This window comes from Achromobacter sp. ESBL13, assembly GCF_036668755.1.
GTDB lineage: Bacteria > Pseudomonadota > Gammaproteobacteria > Burkholderiales > Burkholderiaceae_B > Achromobacter.
Window position 1 is genome coordinate 93,707 of the sequence record NZ_JAZEVT010000008.1, and the last position, 20,770, is coordinate 114,476.

Here is a 20,770-nt window from a genome sequence, read left to right on the forward strand (position 1 = left end):
GCTTAGCCGCATCGGCCGCCTTGCCCGGGCCGCGCGTTCAGCCTCCTACGCCACCAGGAATTCCCCGATCCGTTCCACCGCCTGCCGCAGCGGCGGCAGGAATTCGTCCGTCAGGCGCGCCAACGGCACGCGCGCGGCCTTGACGCTGACGTTCACGGCGCCGCACGCCTTGCCGCTGGCCGAGCGCACCGGCACCGAAATCGCGCGCACGTTCAATTCCAATTCCTGGTCAACCACCGCGTAACCCTGGTCGCGAATGCGCGCCAGTTCCGCGCGCAGCCGGGCTTCGGTGGTCAGCGTGAATTCCGTGTAGGGCTGCAAGGGCGTGGCGGCGAAGTAGCGGGCCAGCGCGGGCTCGGGCAATTGCGCCAGCAGCACGCGCCCGATCGATGTGCAATACGCCGGCAGGCGGCTGCCCAGACCCATGGATGTGGCCAGCAGGCGGTTCACTTCCGAACGCGCCAGGTACAGCATTTCGTTGCCTTCCATGATGGCCAGCGCGCAGGTTTCGTTGACCGTGGCGCTTAGCTCTTCCAGCACCGGCTGGGCCAGCGACACGAACGGCGTGGATGAGAAATACGCGTAGCCCAGGCCCAGGATGCGCGGCGTCAGCACATATAGCCTGCCGTGCTGTTCGGCAATGCCCAGCAGCACCAGCGTGTGCAGGCAGCGCTGCACCACGGCGCGCGGCAGCCCGGCGCGGCGGCTCAGTTCGGCGGCGGTTTGCGGATGGCGGCGCGTGCCGAACGCGCGGATCACGTGCAGGCCGCGCGCCAGGGTCAGCATGTAGTCCGGGTCGCCACGGAACTGGTCGGGATGTTCGTCCTCGGCCAGCGGCAGCGCATAGCCGGGGGGAGGCAGGTTGGGCAGCATCAGCCCGCGCGCAGCGGCGCGCCGGTGCGTCCTTGCAGTTCAGTCAGCGTCATGCCGTCAATCATATCTCGAACAACCAGGCCGTCCGGCGTCACGTCGATCACCGCTAAATCCGTGTAGATGCGGTCAACCACGCCCGCGCCCGTCAGCGGATAAATGCAGCGTTCGACGATTTTTGGATCCCCGTTCTTGCTGTTGTGTTCCATCATGATGAACACGCTGCGCGCGCCCACCGCCAGGTCCATTGCGCCACCCACGGCGGGCGCCTCGCCCGGCTTGGCCAGCGACCAGTTGGCCAGGTCGCCGTTGGCCGCGACCTGCATGCCGCCCATCACGCAGATGTCCAGATGGCCGCCGCGCATCATCGCAAACGAATCCGCGTGGTGAAAATACGCGCCGCCGGCAAGCAGCGTCACCGGCTGCTTGCCGGCGTTGATCAGGTCCAGGTTGATGGCGTCTTCCGAAGGCGGCGGGCCCATGCCCAGGATGCCGTTTTCGCTATGCAGCACGATCTCGCGATCGTCGGGCAGGCAAGCGGCCACCAGCACCGGCATGCCGATGCCCAGGTTGACGTAGCTGCCGTCGGGAATATCCAGGGCCAGGCGGCGCGCCATGGCCTCGCGGGTCAGGGGTTGGTACATACGTGGGCCTCAGCTGGAAAAGGCGGCGTTGGCCACCTCGGTGATGCGCTTGACGAAGATGCCGGGCGTGACGATGGCTTCGGGCGGCAATTCACCCAAGTCGGCTTTGGCGCGCACCTGCACGATAGTGGTCTTGGCCGCCATGCACATGATCGGGCCGAAGTTGCGCGCGCTCTTGTGATAAGTCAGGTTGCCCCAGCGGTCGCCCTGGTCGGCCTTGACCAGCGCAAAGTCGCCATGCAGCGGCGTTTCGAATACGTGGCCGCGTCCGTCGATGATGCGGGTTTCCTTGCCCGCCGCCAGCTCCGTGCCGTAGGCGGTGGGCGTGAAGAACCCGCCCAGCCCAGCGCCCGCCGCGCGCAGCCGTTCGGCGATGGTGCCCTGCGGCACGCATTCCAGTTCGATGCCGCCCCGCCGGTACAGGTCGTCAAAGACCCACGAGTGCGACGCCTTTGGAAACGAGCAGATCACCTTGCGCACGCGGCCCGCCTTGATCAGCGCGGCCAGGCCGGTTTCGCGATTGCCCGCGTTGTTGCTGACCACGGTCAGCTCGCGCGCGCCCTGGTCGATCAGCGCGTGGATCAGTTCGGTGGGCATGCCCGCGCCGCCAAAGCCGCTGATCAGCACCGTGGCGCCGTCGTGGATGTCCGAGACCGCGGCCTCGGGGGTGTCGATGAACTTGTTGATCATGGTGAAACTCCGATCGGGCGGACGCGCGGCGCTGCCGGCGCCCGCCGCCTTTCAGTTCGCGGTGATACCGACCTGCTTGATGACCTCGGCGTAGCGGGCCGACTCTTTTTGCATCAGGTCGGCGAATTGCGCGGTCGTGCCGCCCACCGGCATGAAGCCCACGTCCACGAATTTGCGCTTGACCTCGGGGTCCTTGACCACCTCGGCGATCTCGCGCGCCATGCGGTCGATGATCGGCTGGGGCGTGTTGGCCGGCGCCAGCAGGCCCGCCCACGAGCCCGTTTCAAAGCCCGGCTGGCCGGCTTCGCCCATGGTCGGAATGGAGGGCTCGTCGGGCCAGCGTTCCTTACCCGTGAAGGCCAGCGCCTTCAGCCGGTTCTGCTTCACGTACTGCATGGGCACCAGAATGGGGTCGAACACCATGGACACGCGCCCGCCCAGCAGGTCGGTCAGAATCGGCGCGCTTCCCTTGTAGGCCACGTGCGTCATCGCAATCTTGTTCTGCGAGGCGAACATGGCGCCGGTCAGGTGCGCGTTCGACCCCGTGCCGCTGGAGGCATAAGTCAGCTTGTCGGGGTGCTTGCGGCCATAGTCCACGAGCTCGGCCACGGTCTTGACGGGGACCTCTTCGGCCACGAACAGGAACAGCGGCAGGTCGGCCATCTGCACCACGGGCACCAGGTCGGTGGGTTTGAAGTTCAGCTTGTACAGGTGGAAATTGACCAGGTACGCGGGAAGCATCGCCAGGAAGGTGTAGCCGTCCGGGTCAGCCTTGGCCGCCATGGCCGAGCCCACGCTGCTGTTCGCGCCCGGCTTGTTTTCCACAATGATGGTCTGGCCCAGGCGCGGCCCCAGCTTTTCCACCACGATGCGGGTGACGATGTCGGTGGAGCCGCCCGGCGTGTAGGGCACGATGATCTTGATGGGCTTGGTGGGCCAGTCGTCGGCGGCATGCGCGGGGCCGGCCATCATGCCGACGGCGGCCAGCGCCGAGCACAACACGGTTTTCAGGGCAAGGCGGCGCGGGGCGACGGCATTGCGGCGGGGCTGCGATTTGCAAACATGTGCCATGGATTTGTCTCCTCCATGAAGCGACCGAATATCGATGCGCGCCGGGTTTTTTATGTGGCGCGCTCGGCGTTTTAGGGCTGGGGCGGCGATGCCGCGTATCGGACATCGACGCAAAAAAAGTATGGCATGCAGGGGCCCGCCCCATGGGGCGTAGGGGGCCGATAAAGTTCGGTCATCGAACAAAAGGCGGGAATCTATCAACCTTGTCATACTTGGGGTTTCCTCTAGGGAAAGCCGCGTTGTTCACGCCGTGGACATGGCGTAATCTGGCGGCCGGCCCTGTAAAGCCGGGCCTGGTTTCAGCCGCCGCCGTCTTACAAGCCGGTGCGGACATCACTCTCAGGAGAGGCATCAATGAAGCGGTCAACTTTGTTTGCAGCCGGCGCCCTGGCCCTGGCTTGTGCGTCCCAGGCGGCAGTTGCCGGCCCCACGCTGGATGCGGTCAAGAAAAAGGGATTCGTGCAATGCGGTTTGACCGATGGCGTCTCCGGCTTCTCGGCCACCAACAGCAAGGGTGAATGGGAAGGGATGGACGTGGACATCTGCCGCGCCGTCGCCGCAGCCGTATTCGGCGACCCCACCAAATTCAAGGGCACCGCGCTATCCACGCAGCAACGCTTCACCGCCTTGCAGTCGGGCGAAGTCGACGTGCTGCTGCGCACCGTCACGCTGACGCAAACGCGCGATACCTCGCTGGGGTTGTCCGCCGTGGCGGCCAGCTTCTACGACGGCCAAGGCATCCTGGTCAACAAGAAGCTGGGCGTCAAAAGCGCCAAGGAACTGAACGGCGCCACGGTCTGCGTGCAGCCGGGTACCACCACCGAACTGAACCTGGCCGACTGGTTCCGCGCCAACAAGATCGAATTCAAACCGGTGGTGATCGACAAGGTCACCGAGGTGGTGCGCGCCTTCGAATCCGGCCGCTGCGACGCCTTCACCGACGACGCTTCGCAACTGGCCGCCGTGCGCGCCACGCAGGTCGCCAAGCCCGACGATTACGAAATCCTGCCCGAACGTTTTTCCAAGGAACCGCTGGGGCCCATGGTGCGCCAGGGCGACGAAAACTGGCTGGGCATCGTGCGCTGGACGCTGTTTGCCCTGCTGGAAGCCGAGGAATACGGCATCACGCAAAAGAACGTGGACGAGATGCTGAAAAGCAACAACCCCAACGTTTCCCGCATCCTGGGCGTGACGCCGGGGGCGGGCAAGAACATGGGGCTGGATGAAAAATGGGCCTACAACGCCATCAAGGCAGTGGGCAATTACAGCGAAGTGTTCGAACGCAACGTCGGCAAGGACAGCAAGCTGGGCCTGCAACGCGGCACCAACGCGCTGTGGACCAACGGCGGCGCCATGTATCCATGGCCGATCCGCTGACGACGCCACACTGACAAGATGGCCTGCGCATGCAGGCCATTTTTTCTTGTGCGGGCGATGATGGCGAAGTGCGGGACCTGTATTCACCTCAATCGCCATGCGATATAAGCGAACCGTTATGCGGTACGCTATGCGCTTTCCCCTGCACCCGCTGCGCCATGACATCGACGCCACATCCCGAGGATTCCCCTTTGTTCATTGCCGCGCTGGCGCGCGGCATTTCGGTGCTCAGGGCATTCAACGAAGGCGAGCCCGCCATGACGCTGCCGGAGCTGGCCGAGGCCACGGGCCTGGGTAAAAGCGCCGTTCAGCGCTTTACCCACACCCTCTGGACGCTGGGCTACCTGCGCAAGGACCCCGTCACCAAGAAGTTCTCGCTGGCGCCCTGGTCGCTGGAGCTGGGCATGCACTACGTGCAGACCAGCCCGCTGGTGCTAGGCGGAAACCCGTTCCTGCACACGCTGAACCGCAACAGCCAGGAGACGTGCAGCCTGGCGGAGCCGGACGGTCTGGACATGGTCTATGTGGCGCGCTTTGCCACCCACAAGGAAATGTTCGTGAACATGCCGGTTGGCATGCGCTTGCCTTTCTATTGCACGGCAGCGGGGCGCGCGGTGCTGGCCAGGTTGGACCCCGGCGTTGCGCAAGACTTGCTGGAACGCTGCGACCGCAAGCCTTTCACGGCAAATACGATCACCCGCATGGACGCCTTGCTGGCCGAACTTGAGTTCGCCCGGCGCCACGGCTATGCAAGGTCCAACGGCGAGTTTTACCCCGGCGACATCACGGTCAGCGCGGCGGTCCTGGATGCCGGCGGCACGCCCTTGGGCGCCGTGAACGTGTCCGTGCCTTCCAGCCGATGGTCTTTTGAACAGGCGCAAGCCGTGTTCGGCCCGCAAGTGGTGGAGACCGCGCACGCTATCAGTGCATCGCGCACCTTGGGCCGTACGCATCCCTTCTACTTGATGGAACCCCCGGGCGGCGCGTTGCGCGGGGCGATGCCCTTGCCCGACGACGAGGCCTGATCCCTGCCGCGCGCCCGATTTCAGTGCATGCCGCGTGCCACGACGGGGCGCATTCTTCTCTAATCCCCACTAATCTACTCAAGTAATTGCGCGCCTCTAGGGGGAACTCCCTAATAGGCCGGCTTACTTTTTGCCTGCTAATCTATTTACGACACGATCGTATCGCATAGCGATTCGATTGAATCTAAATATCGCAACGTCCGTATATCGCCGACGGGCAAGCCCAGGAGCCGCGCTGTGCCGCAGTCATCTGATTTCAATTTCAACCCCGTAGCCGGGTTCATGGGCTTGCCATCGGTCCGCGAGTCCGAAGCGGGCAAGCCACGCGCGTGCGTGGTGGGCGTTCCTTTTGATTGCGGCACGCACCCCTTTCGCGTGGGATCGCGGCAGGGGCCCGACGCGATCCGCGAACAATCCCGCTTGCTCCGCCCCGTCGACATCTTTCGCCGACATGGTATCGACAGCCCTCCTGAATTCCTGCGCGCCATCGATGTGGGTAACGTGGCTTGCCACCCGGGAGACCCCGACGCCTCGTACCCGCTGATCGAAGCCGGCATCGGCGCCATCCTGGACGCCGGCGCCATCCCCATCTCGATGGGCGGTGACGGCGCGGTGACGTTGCCGCAGTTGCGTGCGGTGGGGCGCCGCCATCCGGATTTCGTCGTGCTGCATTTCGACTCGCACACCGACACCTATCCCATCGCCGGCTACAACACGGCCACCACGTTCACGCGCGCCGCCGAAGAGGGTCTGCTGGACGTCGCGGCCAGCTTTCACGTAGGCACGCGCGGCAGTTCCTTCATGCCCGGGGTGCTGGAGTTCGGGCGCGAGGTCGGCTACACGATCGTCCCCTACGACGACTTCGACCAGGACCAGAAGGGCACGCTGGCGGACATCAAGCAGCGTATCGGCCAGCGCCCGGTGTACCTGTGCTTTGACATGGACATCTTCGACCCCTCTTGTGCGCCCGGAGTCTGCACGCCGGAGTGGGGAGGCTTGTCGGCCAAGGAAGGGTTGGCGCTGGTGCGTCAGCTTGCCGGCTTGAACTTCGTGGCGTTCGACATCAATACCGTGTCGCCGCCGCAAGACGTGCAGGGAGCCACGGCCTTCCTGGCTGCCACCGTAATGCAGGAATTCTTCGCCCTGGCGGCGGCGGCAGTGCAGCAATACCCGCAAGGGCGTCCGGCCTGAGCCGAGGCGTTTGCATCACCAACATTCGCGGCATTCATTCATCCAAGGGGAAAAACGATGACATTCAAAGCCATTCTGCTGGGCCTGGCGGCCGCCGGCCTGTTGATTCAAACCGGCGCGCAGGCGCGCACGCTGGACGAAGTGCGCGCCGATAAAAGCCTGGCCGTCGTCACCACGGCATCGGCGCCGCCGCACGGGTTCAAGAATCCCAAGTCCAACCAGCTGGAAGGCATCATGGTGGACGTGGCGGCGGGCGTGGCCAAGCACCTGAAGGTATCGGACAAGCTGTCCGACGTGCCCTTTTCCGGCCTTATCCCCACGCTGACGTCGGGGCGGGCGGACGTCATGTCGGCGCCGCTGTTCATTACCGAAGAACGCGCCAAGGCCATCGACTTTTCGGTCCCGGTCTACGGGTGGGGCGAGGGCGTGGTGGTCAGCGACAAGGCAACCAAGAAGTACGCCAGGTTTGAAGACATGCAGGGGCAGCGGGTAGGCGTGCTGGTGGATTCCGTCCAGTTCAACATGATCAAGGACATGCCGGGCACAAAAGTCACGACCTACCAGGACTATTCAACCTTGCTGGCCGATGTGCGCGCCGGCCGCGTCGACCTGGGCATCGTGGACCCGCCCAGCATCATTTATCAAATCCAGACCAAGAACATCCCGGGCGTGAAGCTCGATACGGGCTACCAGCCGCAACGCACGTGGCAGGTGGGCATGGCCGTGCAAAAGGGCAATACCGCGCTGTTGGAAGCCGTCAACAAGGCGATTGCCGATATGAAGGCGAACGGCGAAATGGCCGCCATCGGAAAGAAGTGGGGTGTGTCCGACCTCATCAGCAAGTAAGCGCCGTTACGGCACGGATAAGGAGCACGACTTGGATCTCGCTACGCTGCGCATGTACCTGACCCCGCTGGCCGAGGGCACGGTCTGGACCCTGGCGCTGTTTTTCTGTTCGGCTTTTCTGGCGGTGGCGTTGGGCCTGGTCGTCTGCTTGTGCCGCTTGTCCCCCTCGCGCCTGTTGAGCCGTGGCGCGCGGTTCTACATCGAGGTGATCCGCGGCACGCCGTTGTTGCTGCAATTGTTCTACATCTACTACGGGCTGCCCGAGATGGGCGTGGTGATCAACGGCTTTGTCGCGGGCGTGCTGGGCCTGACCTTGAACTTCGGCGCGTACTTGGCCGAACTCTTCAGAAGCGGCATCCAGTCGGTGGACACGGGCCAGTACGAGGCGGCGCGCGCGCTGGGTCTGCGCAAGGTGCAGCGGCTGCGTCGCATCGTGTTGCCGCAAGCGCTGCGCACGGTCTTCCCGGCCTTGGGCAACTATGCGCTGGTGCTGATCAAAGAGACCTCTTTGGTGGCCGTTATCAGCGTGTACGAGCTGATGCGGGCGGGCGAGATGCTGGCCGGTGCGACCTTCCAGGCACTGACGGTCTACACGATGGTGGGGGTCATCTATTTCGCCATGTGCAGCGTGCTGTCGTACCTGTTCCGTCGGTCCGAAAAGCGTTTGACGGTGCCGGGCTACTGGAGCGGCGCCGGCGAAAACCACGATATTTCCAAGGCGTGAAACGATGAATGCAACGACTGCCTTGGCGCCCATCATCACGATGCAGGGCGTCAGCAAATGGTATGGAGACTTCCAGGTGCTGAACGACCTGGCGCTGGAAGTGTCGCCCGGCGAGAAGCTGATCCTTTGCGGGCCGTCCGGCTCGGGAAAATCCACGACGATCCGCCTGCTGAACCGGCTGGAGGAACACCAGAAGGGCCGCATCGTGGTCGACGGCATCGAGCTCAACGAAGACGTCAAGAACATCGAGCGCATCCGCGCGGAAGTCGGCATGGTGTTCCAGCACTTCAACCTGTTTCCGCATCTGACGGTACTGGAGAACTGCACGCTGGCTCCGCTGCTGGTCAAGGGCGTGCCGGCGGACGAAGCCCGGTCGCGCGCCATGGAATATCTGGAACGGGTGCGCATTCCGCAGCACGCCGACAAGTATCCTGGCCAGCTTTCGGGCGGCCAGAAGCAGCGCGTGGCGATCGCGCGGGCCTTGTGCATGCAGCCCAAGATCATGCTGTTCGACGAACCCACGTCGGCGCTGGACCCCGAGATGGTCAAGGAAGTGCTGGACACCATGGTCGCGCTGGCCAAAGACGGCATGACCATGGTCTGCGTTACGCACGAAATGGGTTTTGCGAGGGAGGTGGGCGATCGGGTGGTCTTCATGGACCAGGGGGCCATCGTAGAGGCCGACACGCCGGAGAACTTCTTCAACGCCCCCCGCTCGGAACGGGCGCAGGCGTTCCTGGGGCAGATATTGGCCTGATGTTGCGGGTTGCCGGCGGAACGGCGCTTATGCCAGCGCTAATTCCGGCTGGCGGAACGCTGCGGGCATATCCGGGAATGGTTCCATGCCCGCAAGCTGAAATGGGTCTATCGCGTTTTTGATACGCTACCTATCATGCATATCAGGCGGGCGCGCATGCGCCCGCATCGCCATTGAAAACGACTAGGGAAAATCATGAACGGCGCTGACAGTCTCTGCGATACCTTGCTGGCCAACGATGTGGACGTGTGTTTTGCCAACCCCGGCACGTCTGAAATGCACTTCGTCGCGGCCTTGGATCGCAAGCCCCGGATGCGGTGCGTGCTGGGCCTGTTCGAAGGCGTGGTGACGGGCGCTGCCGACGGCTACGCGCGCATGGCGGACAAGCCCGCCGCCACCTTGCTGCACCTGGGACCGGGCCTGGGCAACGGCCTGGCCAACCTGCACAACGCCAAGCGCGCGCGCACGCCCATGGTCAATATCGTGGGCGACCACGCCACCTATCACGTGCAATACGACGCGCCGCTGACCAGCGACGTGGAAGGCGTGGCGCGGCCGATGTCGCATTGGGTCAAGCGCACGATGACGGCCGCTGCCGTGTCGGCGGACGCCGCCGAAGCCATCGGCGTGGCGCGCCAGGCGCCCGGCAACATCGCCACGTTGATCCTGCCCGCCGACACCGCCTGGACCGATCTGCCCGACAACGCGCCCGCGCCTGTACAAGTCAAGGATGCGCCACTGGCGCGGACCTCTGCCGAAGCCGTGCGCGCGGCGGCCGCCGCGATTCGCTCGGGCGAAGTCACGGTGCTGATGCTGGGTGGCGCCGCGCTGCGCGAACGGGCGCTGAACGCCGCCGGGCGAATCGCCCGCGCGACGGGTGTGCGCCTGATGTCCGAAACGTCCAACCGCCGCATCGAGCGCGGCGGCGCGCGCACCCCGGTCGATCGTCTGCCGTACCCGATTGATCTTGCGGTGGCCAAGCTGAAAGACGTCAAGCATCTGGTGCTGGCGGGGGCGAAGGCGCCGGTGGGGTTTTTTGCTTACCCTGGCAAGCCCAGCTTGTTGGCCCCGGCCGACAGCAACCAGGTGGTGCTGGCCTCGGCCGAACAAGACCTGGCCCACGCGCTGGAATGGCTGGCCGACGAACTGGGCATTGCCGCCGACGCGCCGCGCCTGGCCACGCCGGCCGCCGCCTATGAGGTGCCGTCCTCGGGCAAGCTGACGGGCGCCGCCGTGAACATCCTGGTCGCGCATACCTTGCCCGAGCAGGCCATCGTGTGCGATGAGTCCATCACGCAGGGCCGCGAATTTCCGATCTACAGCGCCAGCAGCGCTCCGCACGATTGGCTGATGCTGACGGGCGGCGCAATCGGTATCGGCCTGCCGCTGGCCACTGGCGCGGCCGTGGCGTGCCCGGACCGCAAGGTCATCACGCTGCAAGCCGACGGCAGCGGCATGTACACCTTGCAGGCGCTGTGGACGCAGGCGCGCGAAAACCTGGACTGCCTGACGGTGATCCTGGCCAACCGGTCCTACGCCACGTTGCATGGCGAAATGAAAAACGTGGGCGTGAAGGAACCCGGCCGCAATGCGCGCCGCATGCTGGATCTGGAAGAGCCCTACCTGGACTGGACGCACCTGGCGCGCGGCATGGGCGTGGAGGCCGTCAGCGTGGATACGGTGGAAGGTTTCGCCCGCGCGCTGGCCGACGGCCTCAAGCGCCGTGGCCCGTTCCTGATCGAAGCCATCATCTGAAAAAGGGGGGCGCGTACGCCTATACGCCCAGATAGCGCGTCAGCTGTTCCGGTTGCCGGGCCAGCGACGCGCTGTCGCCGTCTTCAACGATCACGCCCTTTTCCATCACCAGACAGCGGTCGGTGTGTTCCAGCACTGCGCGGTAGTTGCGATCGACGATCAGCGTGGACATGCCGGTCAAGCGGATCTCGCGGATGATGCGCCAGATCTCGGCCACGATCAGCGGGGCCAGCCCTTCGGTGGCTTCGTCCAGGATCAGCACATCCGGATTGGTCATCAGCGCGCGTCCGATGGCCAGCATCTGCTGTTCGCCTCCCGATAGTTGCTGCCCGCCGTGGCCGAGCCTTTCGCGCAGCCGGGGAAAGGTCTCCAGCACGCGCGCGTAAGTCCAGTCGCGCCCGCCGCGCACGCCGGCACGCGCCGCCACCTGTAGGTTTTCACGTACGTTCAGGTTGGGAAATATGCCCCGGCCTTCGGGTACATAGGCCACCCCCAGTTGCGCAATGGCGTGCGCGGGCGCGCGTGTGCAATCGCGCCCCGCCACGCGCACTTGGCCGCGCGTGCTCTTGACCTGGCCCATCAGGCTGCGGATCAATGTGGTCTTGCCCATGCCGTTGCGGCCCACCAGCCCGACCGATTCGCCGCGCGCGATGTGCATGTCGATGCCGCGCAGCACATGGCTGGCGCCGTAATACACGTGCAGACCGCCGGCCTGGATCAGCGCATCGTGGTTTGCGTTGGCGTGCATGCGGCGGCTCCTTCAGCGTGGGCGGGGTGGGCGTCTTCGCCCAGGTACGCGGTGCGCACGTCGGCGTTGGCGCGAATGGCGTTGGGCGGGCCGCTGGCGATGGCGCTGCCGTTGACCATTACCGTAATGGTCTCGGCGATTCGGAAGACGGCGTCCATGTCATGTTCGACCAGCAGGATCGCGTGGCCCGCCTTCAATGTTTGCAGCAGGTCCAGGATGCGGTCGGTTTCTTCCGGGCCCATGCCGGCCAGGGGCTCGTCCAGCAACAACACCTGTGGCTCGCCCGCCAGGCACATGGCAATTTCCAACTGGCGCTTGCGGCCGTGCGGCAGCAGGCCCGCCGTGTGCGCGGCATCGCCGGCCAGGCCGGTGCGTTCCAGCGCGTGGTGCGCCAACTCGGCGCTGCGGCGGCAATCGGCGGCTGGGCGCCACCAATGCCAGAAGCGCTGGCGTGCCGCCTGCGCGGTCAGGCGGCAGTTCTCGAACACGCTTAACTCGGGGAATAACGTGGACCGCTGATAGCTGCGGCCCAGTCCGGCGCGGGCTCGTTGCGGTTGACGCCAGGCGGTAATGTCCCGTCCGCCCAGCATGACCTGCCCGCTGCTTGGCGCAAGCTCGCCCGACAGAATGTTGATCAGCGTGGACTTGCCGGCGCCATTGGTGCCGATGACGGCGTGCACCTGCCCGCGCGCCAGCGACAGGGACACGCCGTTCACGGCGGTCAGCCCGCCAAACCGCCGCGTAACGCCCGAGGCGGCAAGCAGAAGATCAGACATGGGGTTCTCCTTGAATCGGCAAGCGGACGGTGGAGGCGGGGGGCGCCCCCGCAGAAGGCGTCCCCGCGGCGGGCGTCCCTGCGGCGGGCGTCCCCGCGGCGGGCGTCCCGGCGGCGGGCGCCCCCGCGGCATGCGCGGCCGCGGCTCGCGCGTCGCGGCGTTGGCGCCATTGCGCGGGCAGGCCCGCTATGCCGTTGGGCAGCAAGGCCACCAGCGCGATGATGGCTATGCCCAGCGGCAGATGCCAATGGCGCGCATATTCTCCAAACAAGGCCTGCGATTGAAATAGCTCTTGCATCAGCACCAGCGCCACGGTGCCGATCACCGCGCCGCCCAGACTGGCCATGCCGCCCAGGATCACCATCAACAGCACCAGCCCCGATTGCTCCCAGGCCAACAATTCCGGCGTGACAAAACCGTCTTTCAGTGCGAACAGAAAGCCCGCCAGACCGGCAAGCGTCGCGCCCACGACATAGGCCGTCAGCTTGTAGGGATAGGTCGAATACCCGGCCGCGCGCATGCGCTGTTCGTTAATGCGGATGCCCGCCAGCGCCGCCCCGAACGGCGAACGCCGCAGCAGCGCCAGGAAGCCCCACGTCAGCGCCAGGCACGCCAGCACAAAGAAGTAGAACGTGGTGGCATTGCCCAGGTCGAACGGCACCCAGCCGCCCAACGCCAATTCAGGCCGGAAGTACAGGTAGATGCCGTCGCTGCCGCCGCCGACCTTGGTGTCGTGAAAGACGTAATAAGCCATCTGCGAAAAGGCCAGCGTCACCATGATGAAATATACGCCGCGCGTGCGCAGCGCCAGCGCACCCGTCACCACCGCATAAAGCGCTGCCGCCAGCAGGGCCGCCGGTAGCAACCACCACAGGTTGGCCGCTTCGGATTCGGGTGACAGCAATGCCGCCACGTAGGCGCCGATGCCGAAGAACGCCGCATGTCCCAGGCTGACCAGGCCCGCCCCGCCCACCAGCAATTGCAGGCTTAGCGCGAAGATGGCGTAGATCATGACCTTGATCGCCAGCCCGGTGTAGTAGTCGCTGCCGCTGAGCGCGAAGGCGGCCAGCGCCAGCAGCGTTGCGATGGGAAGTAGTTTCTGCATGGCTAGCCCTGCTTGAACAGCCCTTCGGGCTTGCATAGAAGAATGAACGCCATCAGCAGATACACCAGCACGCCCGCCGCCGACGGAAACAGCACCTGCCCGAAGGTCTCGACAAAGCCCACCAGCATCGCGGCCAAAAAGGCGCCGCGTATCGAACCGATGCCGCCGATCACCACCACCACGAAGCAGATGATGAGCACGCCGTTGCCCATGCCCGGGTACACCGACGACACGGGCGCGGCGATGGTGCCGGCCAACGCGGCCAACGCCACGCCGGCCGCGAAGACCAGCCGGTACAGCTTGTTGACGTCAATACCCAGTGACCCCGTCATCTCGCGGTTGCTGGCGCCGGCGCGCAGCATCATGCCCAGCCGGGTGCGCGATATCACCCAATACAGCAGGAGCGCCACCGCAATGCCGACGGCGGAAATGAACAGCCGGTAAACCGGATACGTCATCACGCCGCCCAGCGAAATGCTGCCTTGCAACCACGCCGGCAGCGGCACGCCGTGCACGTCATTGCCCACCAGAATGCTGCGCAGTTCCTCAAAGACCAGAATCAGCCCGTAGGTCATCAGCACCTGCTGCAAGTGGTTGCGGTGGTACAGGTAGCTGAAGAAGGCGGCTTCCAGCACATAGCCCAACGCACCGGCCAGCACCACGCATACGGCCAGCGTGGTGAGGAAGCCGCCGCCCAGCCAGCGGTCCACCACCGGCCCCAACGCAAACGCCATGTAGGCGCCGATCATGTAGAAACTGCCATGGGCCAGGTTGATGATGCCCATGATGCCGAAGATCAGCGTCAGGCCGCTGGCCACCAGGAACAGCAGCAAGCCGTACTGGAATGCGTTCAGGCTTTGAATAAGCAGGATGCTGATGTCCATGGGGCCCTCCTGTGGCCGGGTCGCGTCAGAGCTTGCAGCCGCGGGCCGGGTCGGCCAGCTTCTTCACGGCGACGTCCACCACCTTGTTCTCCAGGCCGTCCACGCGCCGCAGGTAGATGTCCTGCACCGGGTTGCCCGCCGCCGACAACGTGAACGGACCGCGCGGGCTGTCCACCGTTGCGCCTCGCATGGCGCTGCGAAAGTCCGCCTTCTTGGCGAAGTCGCCCTTCACGGCCGTCAGGCCCGATTGCATCAGCTGCGCGGCGTCATAGCCCTGGACGGCGTAGACGTCGGGCGGCGCGTTGTAGTTCTTGGCGTAGTCAGCGCGGAACGCGTTGTCGCGCGGCGTGTTCAGCCCGTCGGCATAGTGCAGCGTGGTCAGCAGGCCTTGCGCGGATGCGCCCTGCGCCTGCAAGGTGCCGTCGGTCAGGAAGCCGGAGCCATACAGCGGAATCGTCTTGTCCAGCCCAGCGGCGTGATAGTCCTGCACGAACTTCACCGCGCCGCCGCCCGCAAAGAAGGTGAACACCATGTCCGGCTTGGTGGCGGCAATCTCGGTCAGGAGCGATTGGAATTCCACGTTGGGAAACGGCAGGCTCAATTCCTTGACGACCTTGCCGCCCGCCTTTTCAAAGCCTTCCTTGAAACCGCCGATGGCTTCATCGCCCGCCGCGTATTTCCAGGTGATGGTGACGGCGGTCTTGTGGCCCTTGGCGTAGGCGACGGGGCCCATGGCGTAGGCGGGCTGCCAGTTGGTGAATGACGTACGGAAGATGCCGGGGCCGCACAGCGGGCCGGTGATGGCGTTGGCGCCGGCGTTGGTCACGATCAGCGTGGTGTCGCTGTCCTTGGCGGCCTTGGCCAGCGCCATCGCAACGCCCGAGTGCACGGTGCCGATCAGCACGTCTACCTGGTCGCGCTTGATCAGGCGGTTGGCGTTTTCAGCCGCCTTGGCCGGGTTGGATTCGTCGTCGACCTTGAAGTATTCGATGTCGCGCCCGCCCAGCTTGCCGCCTTGCTCGGCAACGTACAGCTTGAAGCCGTTTTCGATGGCGTTGCCCAGCGCGGCGTAGGTGCCGCTATAGGGCAGCATGAAGCCCACTTTGAGCTTGTCGGCGGCTTGCGCGCTGGTGGCGGCAACCGTCAGGGCCGCGGCAATCGCAGCCCGGGTCAGGGCGTGGTTCATGGTTTGTCTCCGTGCTTATCATGGGCTGGCGCAAGGCCGGCCGGGGTTAGCCCGCGCGCCAAGAGGGTCGGCAAGCGGACTTCATAGCGTGGCTTCTTCCAACTGGCGCAGCCGGAAGCGCTGGATCTTTCCCGTGGCGGTCTTGGGCAGTTCTTCGGTGAAGTCGATCTGGCGCGGATACTTGAAGGGCGCCAGGTGCTGCTTCACGTAGTGCTGCAACGCGGCGCCCGTCTGGGCATCGGGTTCGAAGCCGGGGCGCAGCACGACATAAGCCTTGGTCTTGACCAGGCCGTCGTGGTCCGGCACGCCGATCACCGCGGCTTCCAGCACGGCTTCGTGCTGCACCAGGATGTTCTCCACTTCGACGGGCGACACGTATTGGCCGCTGACCTTGATCATGTCGTCGCTGCGGCCGGCGTAGGTGTAGTAGCCGTCGGCATCACAGGTGTATTTGTCGCCGCTTTTCAGCCAGTCGCCCAGAAAGCACTGGCGCGTCTTGTCGCGGTTGTTCCAGTACATCAGCGCGGCGCTGGGGCCTTTGATGTAGAGGTCACCGATGGCGCCGGGGGCGACGGGCGCGCCGTTGTCGTCGCGCAATTGCACCTCGTAACCCGGTACGGGCTTGCCCGTGGTGCCGTAGCGCAGTTGCCCGCTTTGGTTCGAGATGAAGATGTGCAGCATTTCGGTGGAACCGATGCCGTCCAGGATCTCGCAGCCGAAGTGCCGCGTGAAGCGTTCACCGATGTCGCGCGGCAAGGCTTCGCCGGCCGACGTGCAGACCCGCATCGCGACTTGCTCGCGCGGGGGCAGGTCCGGCGATGCCAACATGCTGGCGTACAAGGTGGGCACGCCGTAGAACACGGTGGGGCGGTGCCGGGTCAGGCGCTGGAACACGGCCTGCGGCGTGGGGCGTTCGCCCATCAGGATGACCGTGGCGCCGACCGACAACGGAAAGGTCAGGCCGTTGCCCAGGCCGTAGGCGAAGAACAGCTTGGCAGCCGAGAACACCACGTCGTCCTCGCGGATGCCCAGCACCGGCTTGGCATACAGTTCGGCCGTGTGCCACAGGTTGCCGTGCGTGTGCACGACGCCTTTGGGCTTGCCGGTGGAACCCGACGAATACAGCCAGAAGGCAATTTCATCGGACAGCGTACGCACGGCGGGGGCCAATGGCGCGGCCGCCAGCAGGGGTTCAAGGTCCTGTGCCGCCACCACATGCTCCACATCACCCGGCGATTGCGCCATGGCGGCTTGCAAGGTGGGCAGCAACGCATCCGACACAAACACGGCGCGCACACGGCTGTGCGCGACGATGTAGGCATAGTCATCCGGGGTCAGCAAGGTGTTGACGGCCACCGGCACCACGCCCGCGTGCAGCGCGCCCAGGAACACGACGGGCCAATCGACCGTGTCCTGCATCAGCAGCAGGATGCGTTCTTCGCGGCGCAGCCCCAATTGCCGCAGCGCGCCGGCCATGCGGGCCACGCGTTCTGCCAACTGCCCATAAGTCAGCTGGCGCGTGTCGTCGATGTAGGCGGGCTTGTCGGCGCGCGACGCGTTCAGCGCCGCCAGATGGCTGGCAAAGTTCAGTTCTGCGGGGCAGGTGTTCACGGTTGTCTCCTGATGTCCTGGTGGGGCGCGCCCGGGCTTTGTTTTTTTGTCGCCGGGCGGCAAGCGGTGGCTAGCTGCCGGGCCGCGTGAACTCGATAGCGCCGCCGGGCAGCAGGTACAGCACCAGTGCGCGGCCTTGCGTCACGGTGGGGCTGTGCGCGCTGCCGGGGCCGTAGACCAGCCAGCCGGCGCCGTGGCCGTCAAAGCGGGCGTCGGCGGTCAGCGGCATGATCAGGTCGATTTCGCCATTGGGATGGGCATGGTGCGGGCCGGCCAGGTCGTCCATGTCCACGACGTCCACCGAGCAGCCGCCCAGGTCGTCCGCCGGCTTGATGACGCGCCCGTAGCGGATGCCGCCGCCTTCGCGGTTGCACATCCAGCCGTCGGCCACGCCCTGCTGACAGGCGGCGAAGATCTGCTGGTACAGCGCGCTGGCGGGGCCGGCCTCGCGGTTCAGCTTCGCCTGCAATTCGGCGTCCAGCGGCTGGTCCGCCACCAGCCGCGTGGCCGCTTGCATCAGGGCATGGAATTGATCTGGCGTGCTCACCGGGACTCCTCCTTTACACTGTCGGCGCTTTGGAATGCGGCATGAACTTCAATGCCGCTTTACCGCAGCTGTAATGCACGATGACCGCTTGGCACTGTCTGGAAGGAAAAATAGTGCTTCCATACGAAAGGGTCAAGCACTATAGTGCATAAAACAAGGCTTATCAGGGTATTTGCGGAGTCAGCCAAACATGAATCAAGCGCTAGATGCGGCGCCAACCGAACCCAGGCGGGAAGCTTTCCTGGTGGCTTTAGGCGAGCGGGTGCGCCGCCTCAGAGCCATACGCGGCATGACGCGCAAGGGTCTGTCGCAGGTAACGGGGGTGTCGGAACGGCATCTGGCCAATCTGGAGCATGGGGTGGGCAACGCGTCCATCCTGGTGCTGTTGCAGATTGCGCGCGCCTTCAACTGCGCGCTGGCCGAACTGGTGGGCGACGTCACCACGGAATCGCCCGATTGGTTGCTGATCCGCGAACTGCTCAGCGGCCGCACGGAATCTGACTTGCAACGCGCTCGCGAGGCGCTGACCCAGCTGTTTGGCGTGGGCGCGGGCGCGCAGCGGCCCAACCGCACGCAGCGCGTCGCGCTGATCGGGCTGCGCGGCGCGGGTAAATCCACCCTGGGCCAGATGCTGGCCGACGACCTGGGCTTTCCCTTTGTCGAGCTGAACCGCGAGATCGAGCGCGTGGCCGGGTGCGGCATTCTTGAAATCCATAACCTGTATGGCCCCAACGCCTATCGCCGCTACGAACGGCGCGCGCTGGAAGAGGCCGTGCAGATCTATCCCGAAATGGTGCTGGCCACCCCTGGCGGGCTGGTATCCGAGCCGGCCACGCTGAACCTGCTGCTGGCCCATTGCTACACGGTATGGCTGCGCGCCACGCCCGAAGAGCACATGGGCCGCGTCATGGCGCAGGGGGACTTCCGCCCCATGTCAGGCAACAACGAAGCCATGGCCGACCTTAAGCGCATTCTTGCCGGGCGCGAAGCCTTTTACGCCAAGGCGGACCTGACCTGGGTTACCAGCAACCTGGAAGTCCAGGAGAGCTTTGCCGGCCTGCGCACCCAGGTGCGCAAGGCCTGCGGCCTGCCGCTGTAAACCTGCACTTTTATGCATGTCTCGCTTGACGTGCGTTTTCGCCTGAACTAATCTGCACAATAATTCATGTGATGCAGTATTTTTCCTGTTCAGGCAGGGCGTACGAGGAGACACACCATGAGCAGCACCGCAAACGGGCATGACACCCGGCCCGAGGCCCGCGTTGATTTCCGCACCCGGCCCGACCTGTACCGCCACTGGCGCCTGACGTTTGACGGCCCCGTTGCAACGCTGGCCATGGACGTAGCCGAAGACGGCGGCCTGCGCCCCGGCTACAAGCTCAAGCTCAATTCCTACGACCTGGGCGTGGACATCGAGCTGCACGACGCGCTGCAACGCATTCGCTTCGAGCACCCGGAAGTGAAAAGCGTGGTGGTCACCAGCATGAAAGACCGCATCTTCTGTTCGGGCGCCAACATCTTCATGCTGGGTTTGTCGTCCCACGCGTGGAAGGTCAACTTCTGCAAGTTCACCAACGAAACGCGCAACGGCATTGAAGACTCCAGCCGCCACAGCGGCTTGAAGTTCATCGCAGCGCTGAACGGCGCCTGCGCGGGGGGCGGCTACGAGCTGGCGTTGGCCTGCGACGAAATCCTGCTGGTGGATGATCGATCATCGTCGGTGGCCTTGCCCGAAGTGCCGCTTTTGGGCGTGCTGCCCGGCACCGGTGGCCTGACCCGCGTGACCGACAAGCGCCGCGTGCGCCATGACCATGCCGACATCTTCTGCACGCTGGTTGAAGGCGTGCGTGGCCAGCGCGCCAAGGACTGGCGGTTGGTGGACGACGTGGTCAAGCCCGCCCGCTTTGAAGAAGCGGTGCGCGAACGCGCGCTGGCGCTGGCCGACACCAGCGACCGCCAGTCAGGCGAGCACGGCATTGCGCTGACGCCCATCGAACGTACCGAAACGCCCGACGGGCTGTCGTATCGCTACGTCGATATCCACCTTGATCGCGATAAGCGTCTGGCCACCTGGACCGTGCGCGCGCCCCAGGAACCGGTGCAATCCGAACTGGACGACATCGTTACGGCGGGCGCCGCGTGGTGGCCGCTGCAAATGGCGCGCGAACTTGACGACGCCATCTTGTCGATGCGCACCAACGAGCTGGACATCGGCACCTGGATCTTCAAGACCGAAGGCGATGCCGACGCGGTGCTGGCCGCCGACGCCGCGCTGCAACGCCACGCCCAGCATTGGTTTGTACGCGAAACCGCCGGCATGTTGCGCCGTACGCTGGCGCGGCTGGATGTCACGTCGCGCAGTCTGTTCGCGCTGATCGAACCGGGTTCCTGCTTTGTGGGCACCTTGCTGGAGTTGGCGTTGGCCGCAGACCGCAGCTACATGCTGGACAACGATGCCGAACCGGATGCGCCCAACGCGCACATCGTCGTGGGCGAACGCAATTTCGGCGCCTATCCCATGGTTAATGGTCAAAGCCGCCTGCAACGCCGCTTTTATGAAGAGACCGCGCCGCTGGAAGCCGTGCGCGGCCGGGCCGGCCAGCCGCTGTCCGCCACCGACGCCCTGGAACTGGGCCTGGTGACCTACGCGCCGGACAGCATCGACTGGGACGACGAAGTGCGGATGATGCTGGAAGAGCGCCGCGCGCTATCGCCCGACGCGTTGACGGGGCTGGAAGCCAACCTGCGCTTCGGTGGCCACGAAACGATGGAAACGCGCATCTTCGGGCGCCTGACCGCGTGGCAAAACTGGATCTTCAACCGCCCCAACGCCGCCGGCGACAAGGGCGCGTTGAAGCTCTACGGCAAGGGCGAGCAGGCCACGTTCGACTGGAACCGCGTCTAAGCCCGTGCGAGCCTGAAACTCGGACTAAAACGCGGACGACAGCGCGGACCTGACAACA

At 65.1% G+C, this 20,770-nt stretch carries 20 protein-coding genes; 9 read left to right on the forward strand and 11 right to left on the reverse strand.

All coding sequences use genetic code 11. From position 1 onward, the window contains the following. Window positions 1–45: 45 nt before the first annotated feature. The 4 genes from V6F88_RS25785 to V6F88_RS25800 are packed head-to-tail and all read right to left on the reverse strand — an operon-like array spanning window position 46 to window position 3,275. Complete coding sequence (locus tag V6F88_RS25785; RefSeq protein ID WP_332613157.1) at window positions 46–873, reverse strand: IclR family transcriptional regulator domain-containing protein; 828 nt, start codon at window positions 871–873, stop codon at window positions 46–48. Continuing rightward, window positions 873–1,514, reverse strand: coding sequence for a 3-oxoacid CoA-transferase subunit B (locus V6F88_RS25790; RefSeq protein WP_332613159.1), 642 nt, complete (start codon window positions 1,512–1,514; stop codon window positions 873–875). The genes V6F88_RS25785 and V6F88_RS25790 overlap by 1 nt, the downstream gene beginning before the upstream one ends. A 9-nt stretch (window positions 1,515–1,523) precedes the next feature. Further along, window positions 1,524–2,204 (reverse strand): 3-oxoacid CoA-transferase subunit A, encoded by a 681-nt coding sequence (locus V6F88_RS25795; RefSeq protein ID WP_332613161.1) that lies wholly within the window; start codon window positions 2,202–2,204, stop codon window positions 1,524–1,526. A gap of 51 nt (window positions 2,205–2,255) precedes the next feature. Next, on the reverse strand, window positions 2,256–3,275 hold the full coding sequence (locus V6F88_RS25800) for a Bug family tripartite tricarboxylate transporter substrate binding protein (RefSeq protein ID WP_332613163.1): 1,020 nt from the start codon (window positions 3,273–3,275) through the stop codon (window positions 2,256–2,258). A 354-nt stretch (window positions 3,276–3,629) separates the two neighbouring features. On the opposite strand from V6F88_RS25800, the gene V6F88_RS25805 reads away from it, so the two are divergent. The 7 genes from V6F88_RS25805 to V6F88_RS25835 all read left to right on the forward strand — a co-directional run bounded on the left by V6F88_RS25805 (window position 3,630) and on the right by V6F88_RS25835 (window position 10,950). Beyond that, window positions 3,630–4,652, forward strand: coding sequence for an amino acid ABC transporter substrate-binding protein (locus V6F88_RS25805; RefSeq protein WP_332613165.1), 1,023 nt, complete (start codon window positions 3,630–3,632; stop codon window positions 4,650–4,652). 158 nt (window positions 4,653–4,810) lie between these two features. Beyond that, window positions 4,811–5,677: an IclR family transcriptional regulator gene (locus V6F88_RS25810; RefSeq protein ID WP_332613166.1), complete on the forward strand. Its 867-nt coding sequence runs from the start codon at window positions 4,811–4,813 to the stop codon at window positions 5,675–5,677. A 282-nt stretch (window positions 5,678–5,959) separates the two neighbouring features. Next, window positions 5,960–6,868 carry an arginase family protein gene (locus V6F88_RS25815; RefSeq protein ID WP_332613329.1) on the forward strand — a complete coding sequence of 303 codons (909 nt, stop codon included), beginning with the start codon at window positions 5,960–5,962 and terminating at the stop codon, window positions 6,866–6,868. Window positions 6,869–6,925: 57 nt separating this feature from the next. After that, window positions 6,926–7,714, forward strand: a complete 789-nt coding sequence (locus V6F88_RS25820; RefSeq protein ID WP_332613167.1) for an ABC transporter substrate-binding protein — start codon at window positions 6,926–6,928, stop codon at window positions 7,712–7,714. A 31-nt stretch (window positions 7,715–7,745) separates the two neighbouring features. Continuing rightward, complete coding sequence (locus V6F88_RS25825) at window positions 7,746–8,438, forward strand: amino acid ABC transporter permease (protein ID WP_006222809.1); 693 nt, start codon at window positions 7,746–7,748, stop codon at window positions 8,436–8,438. Window positions 8,439–8,442: 4 nt separating this feature from the next. Further along, entirely contained in the window at window positions 8,443–9,195 is a 753-nt protein-coding gene (locus tag V6F88_RS25830) for an amino acid ABC transporter ATP-binding protein (RefSeq protein WP_442880398.1), read from the forward strand. A 195-nt stretch (window positions 9,196–9,390) separates the two neighbouring features. Beyond that, on the forward strand, window positions 9,391–10,950 hold the full coding sequence (locus V6F88_RS25835; RefSeq protein WP_332613170.1) for an acetolactate synthase large subunit: 1,560 nt from the start codon (window positions 9,391–9,393) through the stop codon (window positions 10,948–10,950). 19 nt (window positions 10,951–10,969) lie between these two features. Here the strand turns inward: V6F88_RS25835 and V6F88_RS25840 are convergent, their stop codons facing one another. The 7 genes from V6F88_RS25840 to V6F88_RS25870 form a co-directional block, all read right to left on the reverse strand. Beyond that, window positions 10,970–11,698 carry an ABC transporter ATP-binding protein gene (locus tag V6F88_RS25840; protein WP_332613172.1) on the reverse strand — a complete coding sequence of 243 codons (729 nt, stop codon included), beginning with the start codon at window positions 11,696–11,698 and terminating at the stop codon, window positions 10,970–10,972. Continuing rightward, window positions 11,668–12,474: an ABC transporter ATP-binding protein gene (locus tag V6F88_RS25845; RefSeq protein WP_332613173.1), complete on the reverse strand. Its 807-nt coding sequence runs from the start codon at window positions 12,472–12,474 to the stop codon at window positions 11,668–11,670. Before V6F88_RS25845 ends, V6F88_RS25840 begins: the two co-directional genes overlap by 31 nt. Then, window positions 12,467–13,579 carry a branched-chain amino acid ABC transporter permease gene (locus tag V6F88_RS25850; protein WP_332613175.1) on the reverse strand — a complete coding sequence of 371 codons (1,113 nt, stop codon included), beginning with the start codon at window positions 13,577–13,579 and terminating at the stop codon, window positions 12,467–12,469. Before V6F88_RS25850 ends, V6F88_RS25845 begins: the two co-directional genes overlap by 8 nt. Window positions 13,580–13,581: 2 nt before the next feature. Then, window positions 13,582–14,463 carry a branched-chain amino acid ABC transporter permease gene (locus V6F88_RS25855; protein WP_104144568.1) on the reverse strand — a complete coding sequence of 294 codons (882 nt, stop codon included), beginning with the start codon at window positions 14,461–14,463 and terminating at the stop codon, window positions 13,582–13,584. 25 nt (window positions 14,464–14,488) lie between these two features. After that, a complete protein-coding gene (locus V6F88_RS25860; protein ID WP_332613176.1) occupies window positions 14,489–15,649 on the reverse strand; it encodes an ABC transporter substrate-binding protein in 1,161 nt (386 codons plus the stop codon). Between the two features lie 81 nt (window positions 15,650–15,730). Further along, window positions 15,731–17,260 (reverse strand): benzoate-CoA ligase family protein, encoded by a 1,530-nt coding sequence (locus tag V6F88_RS25865; RefSeq protein ID WP_332613179.1) that lies wholly within the window; start codon window positions 17,258–17,260, stop codon window positions 15,731–15,733. A 70-nt stretch (window positions 17,261–17,330) separates the two neighbouring features. Next, window positions 17,331–17,807 carry a DUF4863 family protein gene (locus V6F88_RS25870; protein ID WP_332613181.1) on the reverse strand — a complete coding sequence of 159 codons (477 nt, stop codon included), beginning with the start codon at window positions 17,805–17,807 and terminating at the stop codon, window positions 17,331–17,333. 190 nt (window positions 17,808–17,997) lie between these two features. Between V6F88_RS25870 and V6F88_RS25875 the strand changes: the two genes are divergently transcribed. Then, on the forward strand, window positions 17,998–18,906 hold the full coding sequence (locus V6F88_RS25875) for a helix-turn-helix transcriptional regulator (RefSeq protein ID WP_332613182.1): 909 nt from the start codon (window positions 17,998–18,000) through the stop codon (window positions 18,904–18,906). A gap of 117 nt (window positions 18,907–19,023) precedes the next feature. Then, the gene (gene boxC / locus V6F88_RS25880) at window positions 19,024–20,712 is read left to right on the forward strand and encodes a 2,3-epoxybenzoyl-CoA dihydrolase (protein ID WP_332613183.1); all 1,689 of its coding nucleotides are present in this window, start codon (window positions 19,024–19,026) and stop codon (window positions 20,710–20,712) included. The last annotated feature ends 58 nt before the right edge of the window (window positions 20,713–20,770 follow it).

Bases quoted from the DNA above. Each gene is read 5' to 3' on its own strand.
- V6F88_RS25785 (WP_332613157.1), bottom strand. From the start codon at position 873: ATGCTGCCCAACCTGCCTCCCCCCGGCTATGCGCTGCCGCTGGCCGAG.
- V6F88_RS25790 (WP_332613159.1), bottom strand. From the start codon at position 1,514: ATGTACCAACCCCTGACCCGCGAGGCCATGGCGCGCCGCCTGGCCCTG.
- V6F88_RS25795 (WP_332613161.1), bottom strand. From the start codon at position 2,204: ATGATCAACAAGTTCATCGACACCCCCGAGGCCGCGGTCTCGGACATC.
- V6F88_RS25800 (WP_332613163.1), bottom strand. From the start codon at position 3,275: ATGGCACATGTTTGCAAATCGCAGCCCCGCCGCAATGCCGTCGCCCCG.
- V6F88_RS25805 (WP_332613165.1), top strand. From the start codon at position 3,630: ATGAAGCGGTCAACTTTGTTTGCAGCCGGCGCCCTGGCCCTGGCTTGT.
- V6F88_RS25810 (WP_332613166.1), top strand. From the start codon at position 4,811: ATGACATCGACGCCACATCCCGAGGATTCCCCTTTGTTCATTGCCGCG.
- V6F88_RS25815 (WP_332613329.1), top strand. From the start codon at position 5,960: ATGGGCTTGCCATCGGTCCGCGAGTCCGAAGCGGGCAAGCCACGCGCG.
- V6F88_RS25820 (WP_332613167.1), top strand. From the start codon at position 6,926: ATGACATTCAAAGCCATTCTGCTGGGCCTGGCGGCCGCCGGCCTGTTG.
- V6F88_RS25830 (WP_442880398.1), top strand. From the start codon at position 8,443: ATGAATGCAACGACTGCCTTGGCGCCCATCATCACGATGCAGGGCGTC.
- V6F88_RS25835 (WP_332613170.1), top strand. From the start codon at position 9,391: ATGAACGGCGCTGACAGTCTCTGCGATACCTTGCTGGCCAACGATGTG.
- V6F88_RS25840 (WP_332613172.1), bottom strand. From the start codon at position 11,698: ATGCACGCCAACGCAAACCACGATGCGCTGATCCAGGCCGGCGGTCTG.
- V6F88_RS25845 (WP_332613173.1), bottom strand. From the start codon at position 12,474: ATGTCTGATCTTCTGCTTGCCGCCTCGGGCGTTACGCGGCGGTTTGGC.
- V6F88_RS25850 (WP_332613175.1), bottom strand. From the start codon at position 13,579: ATGCAGAAACTACTTCCCATCGCAACGCTGCTGGCGCTGGCCGCCTTC.
- V6F88_RS25855 (WP_104144568.1), bottom strand. From the start codon at position 14,463: ATGGACATCAGCATCCTGCTTATTCAAAGCCTGAACGCATTCCAGTAC.
- V6F88_RS25860 (WP_332613176.1), bottom strand. From the start codon at position 15,649: ATGAACCACGCCCTGACCCGGGCTGCGATTGCCGCGGCCCTGACGGTT.
- V6F88_RS25875 (WP_332613182.1), top strand. From the start codon at position 17,998: ATGAATCAAGCGCTAGATGCGGCGCCAACCGAACCCAGGCGGGAAGCT.
- boxC (WP_332613183.1), top strand. From the start codon at position 19,024: ATGAGCAGCACCGCAAACGGGCATGACACCCGGCCCGAGGCCCGCGTT.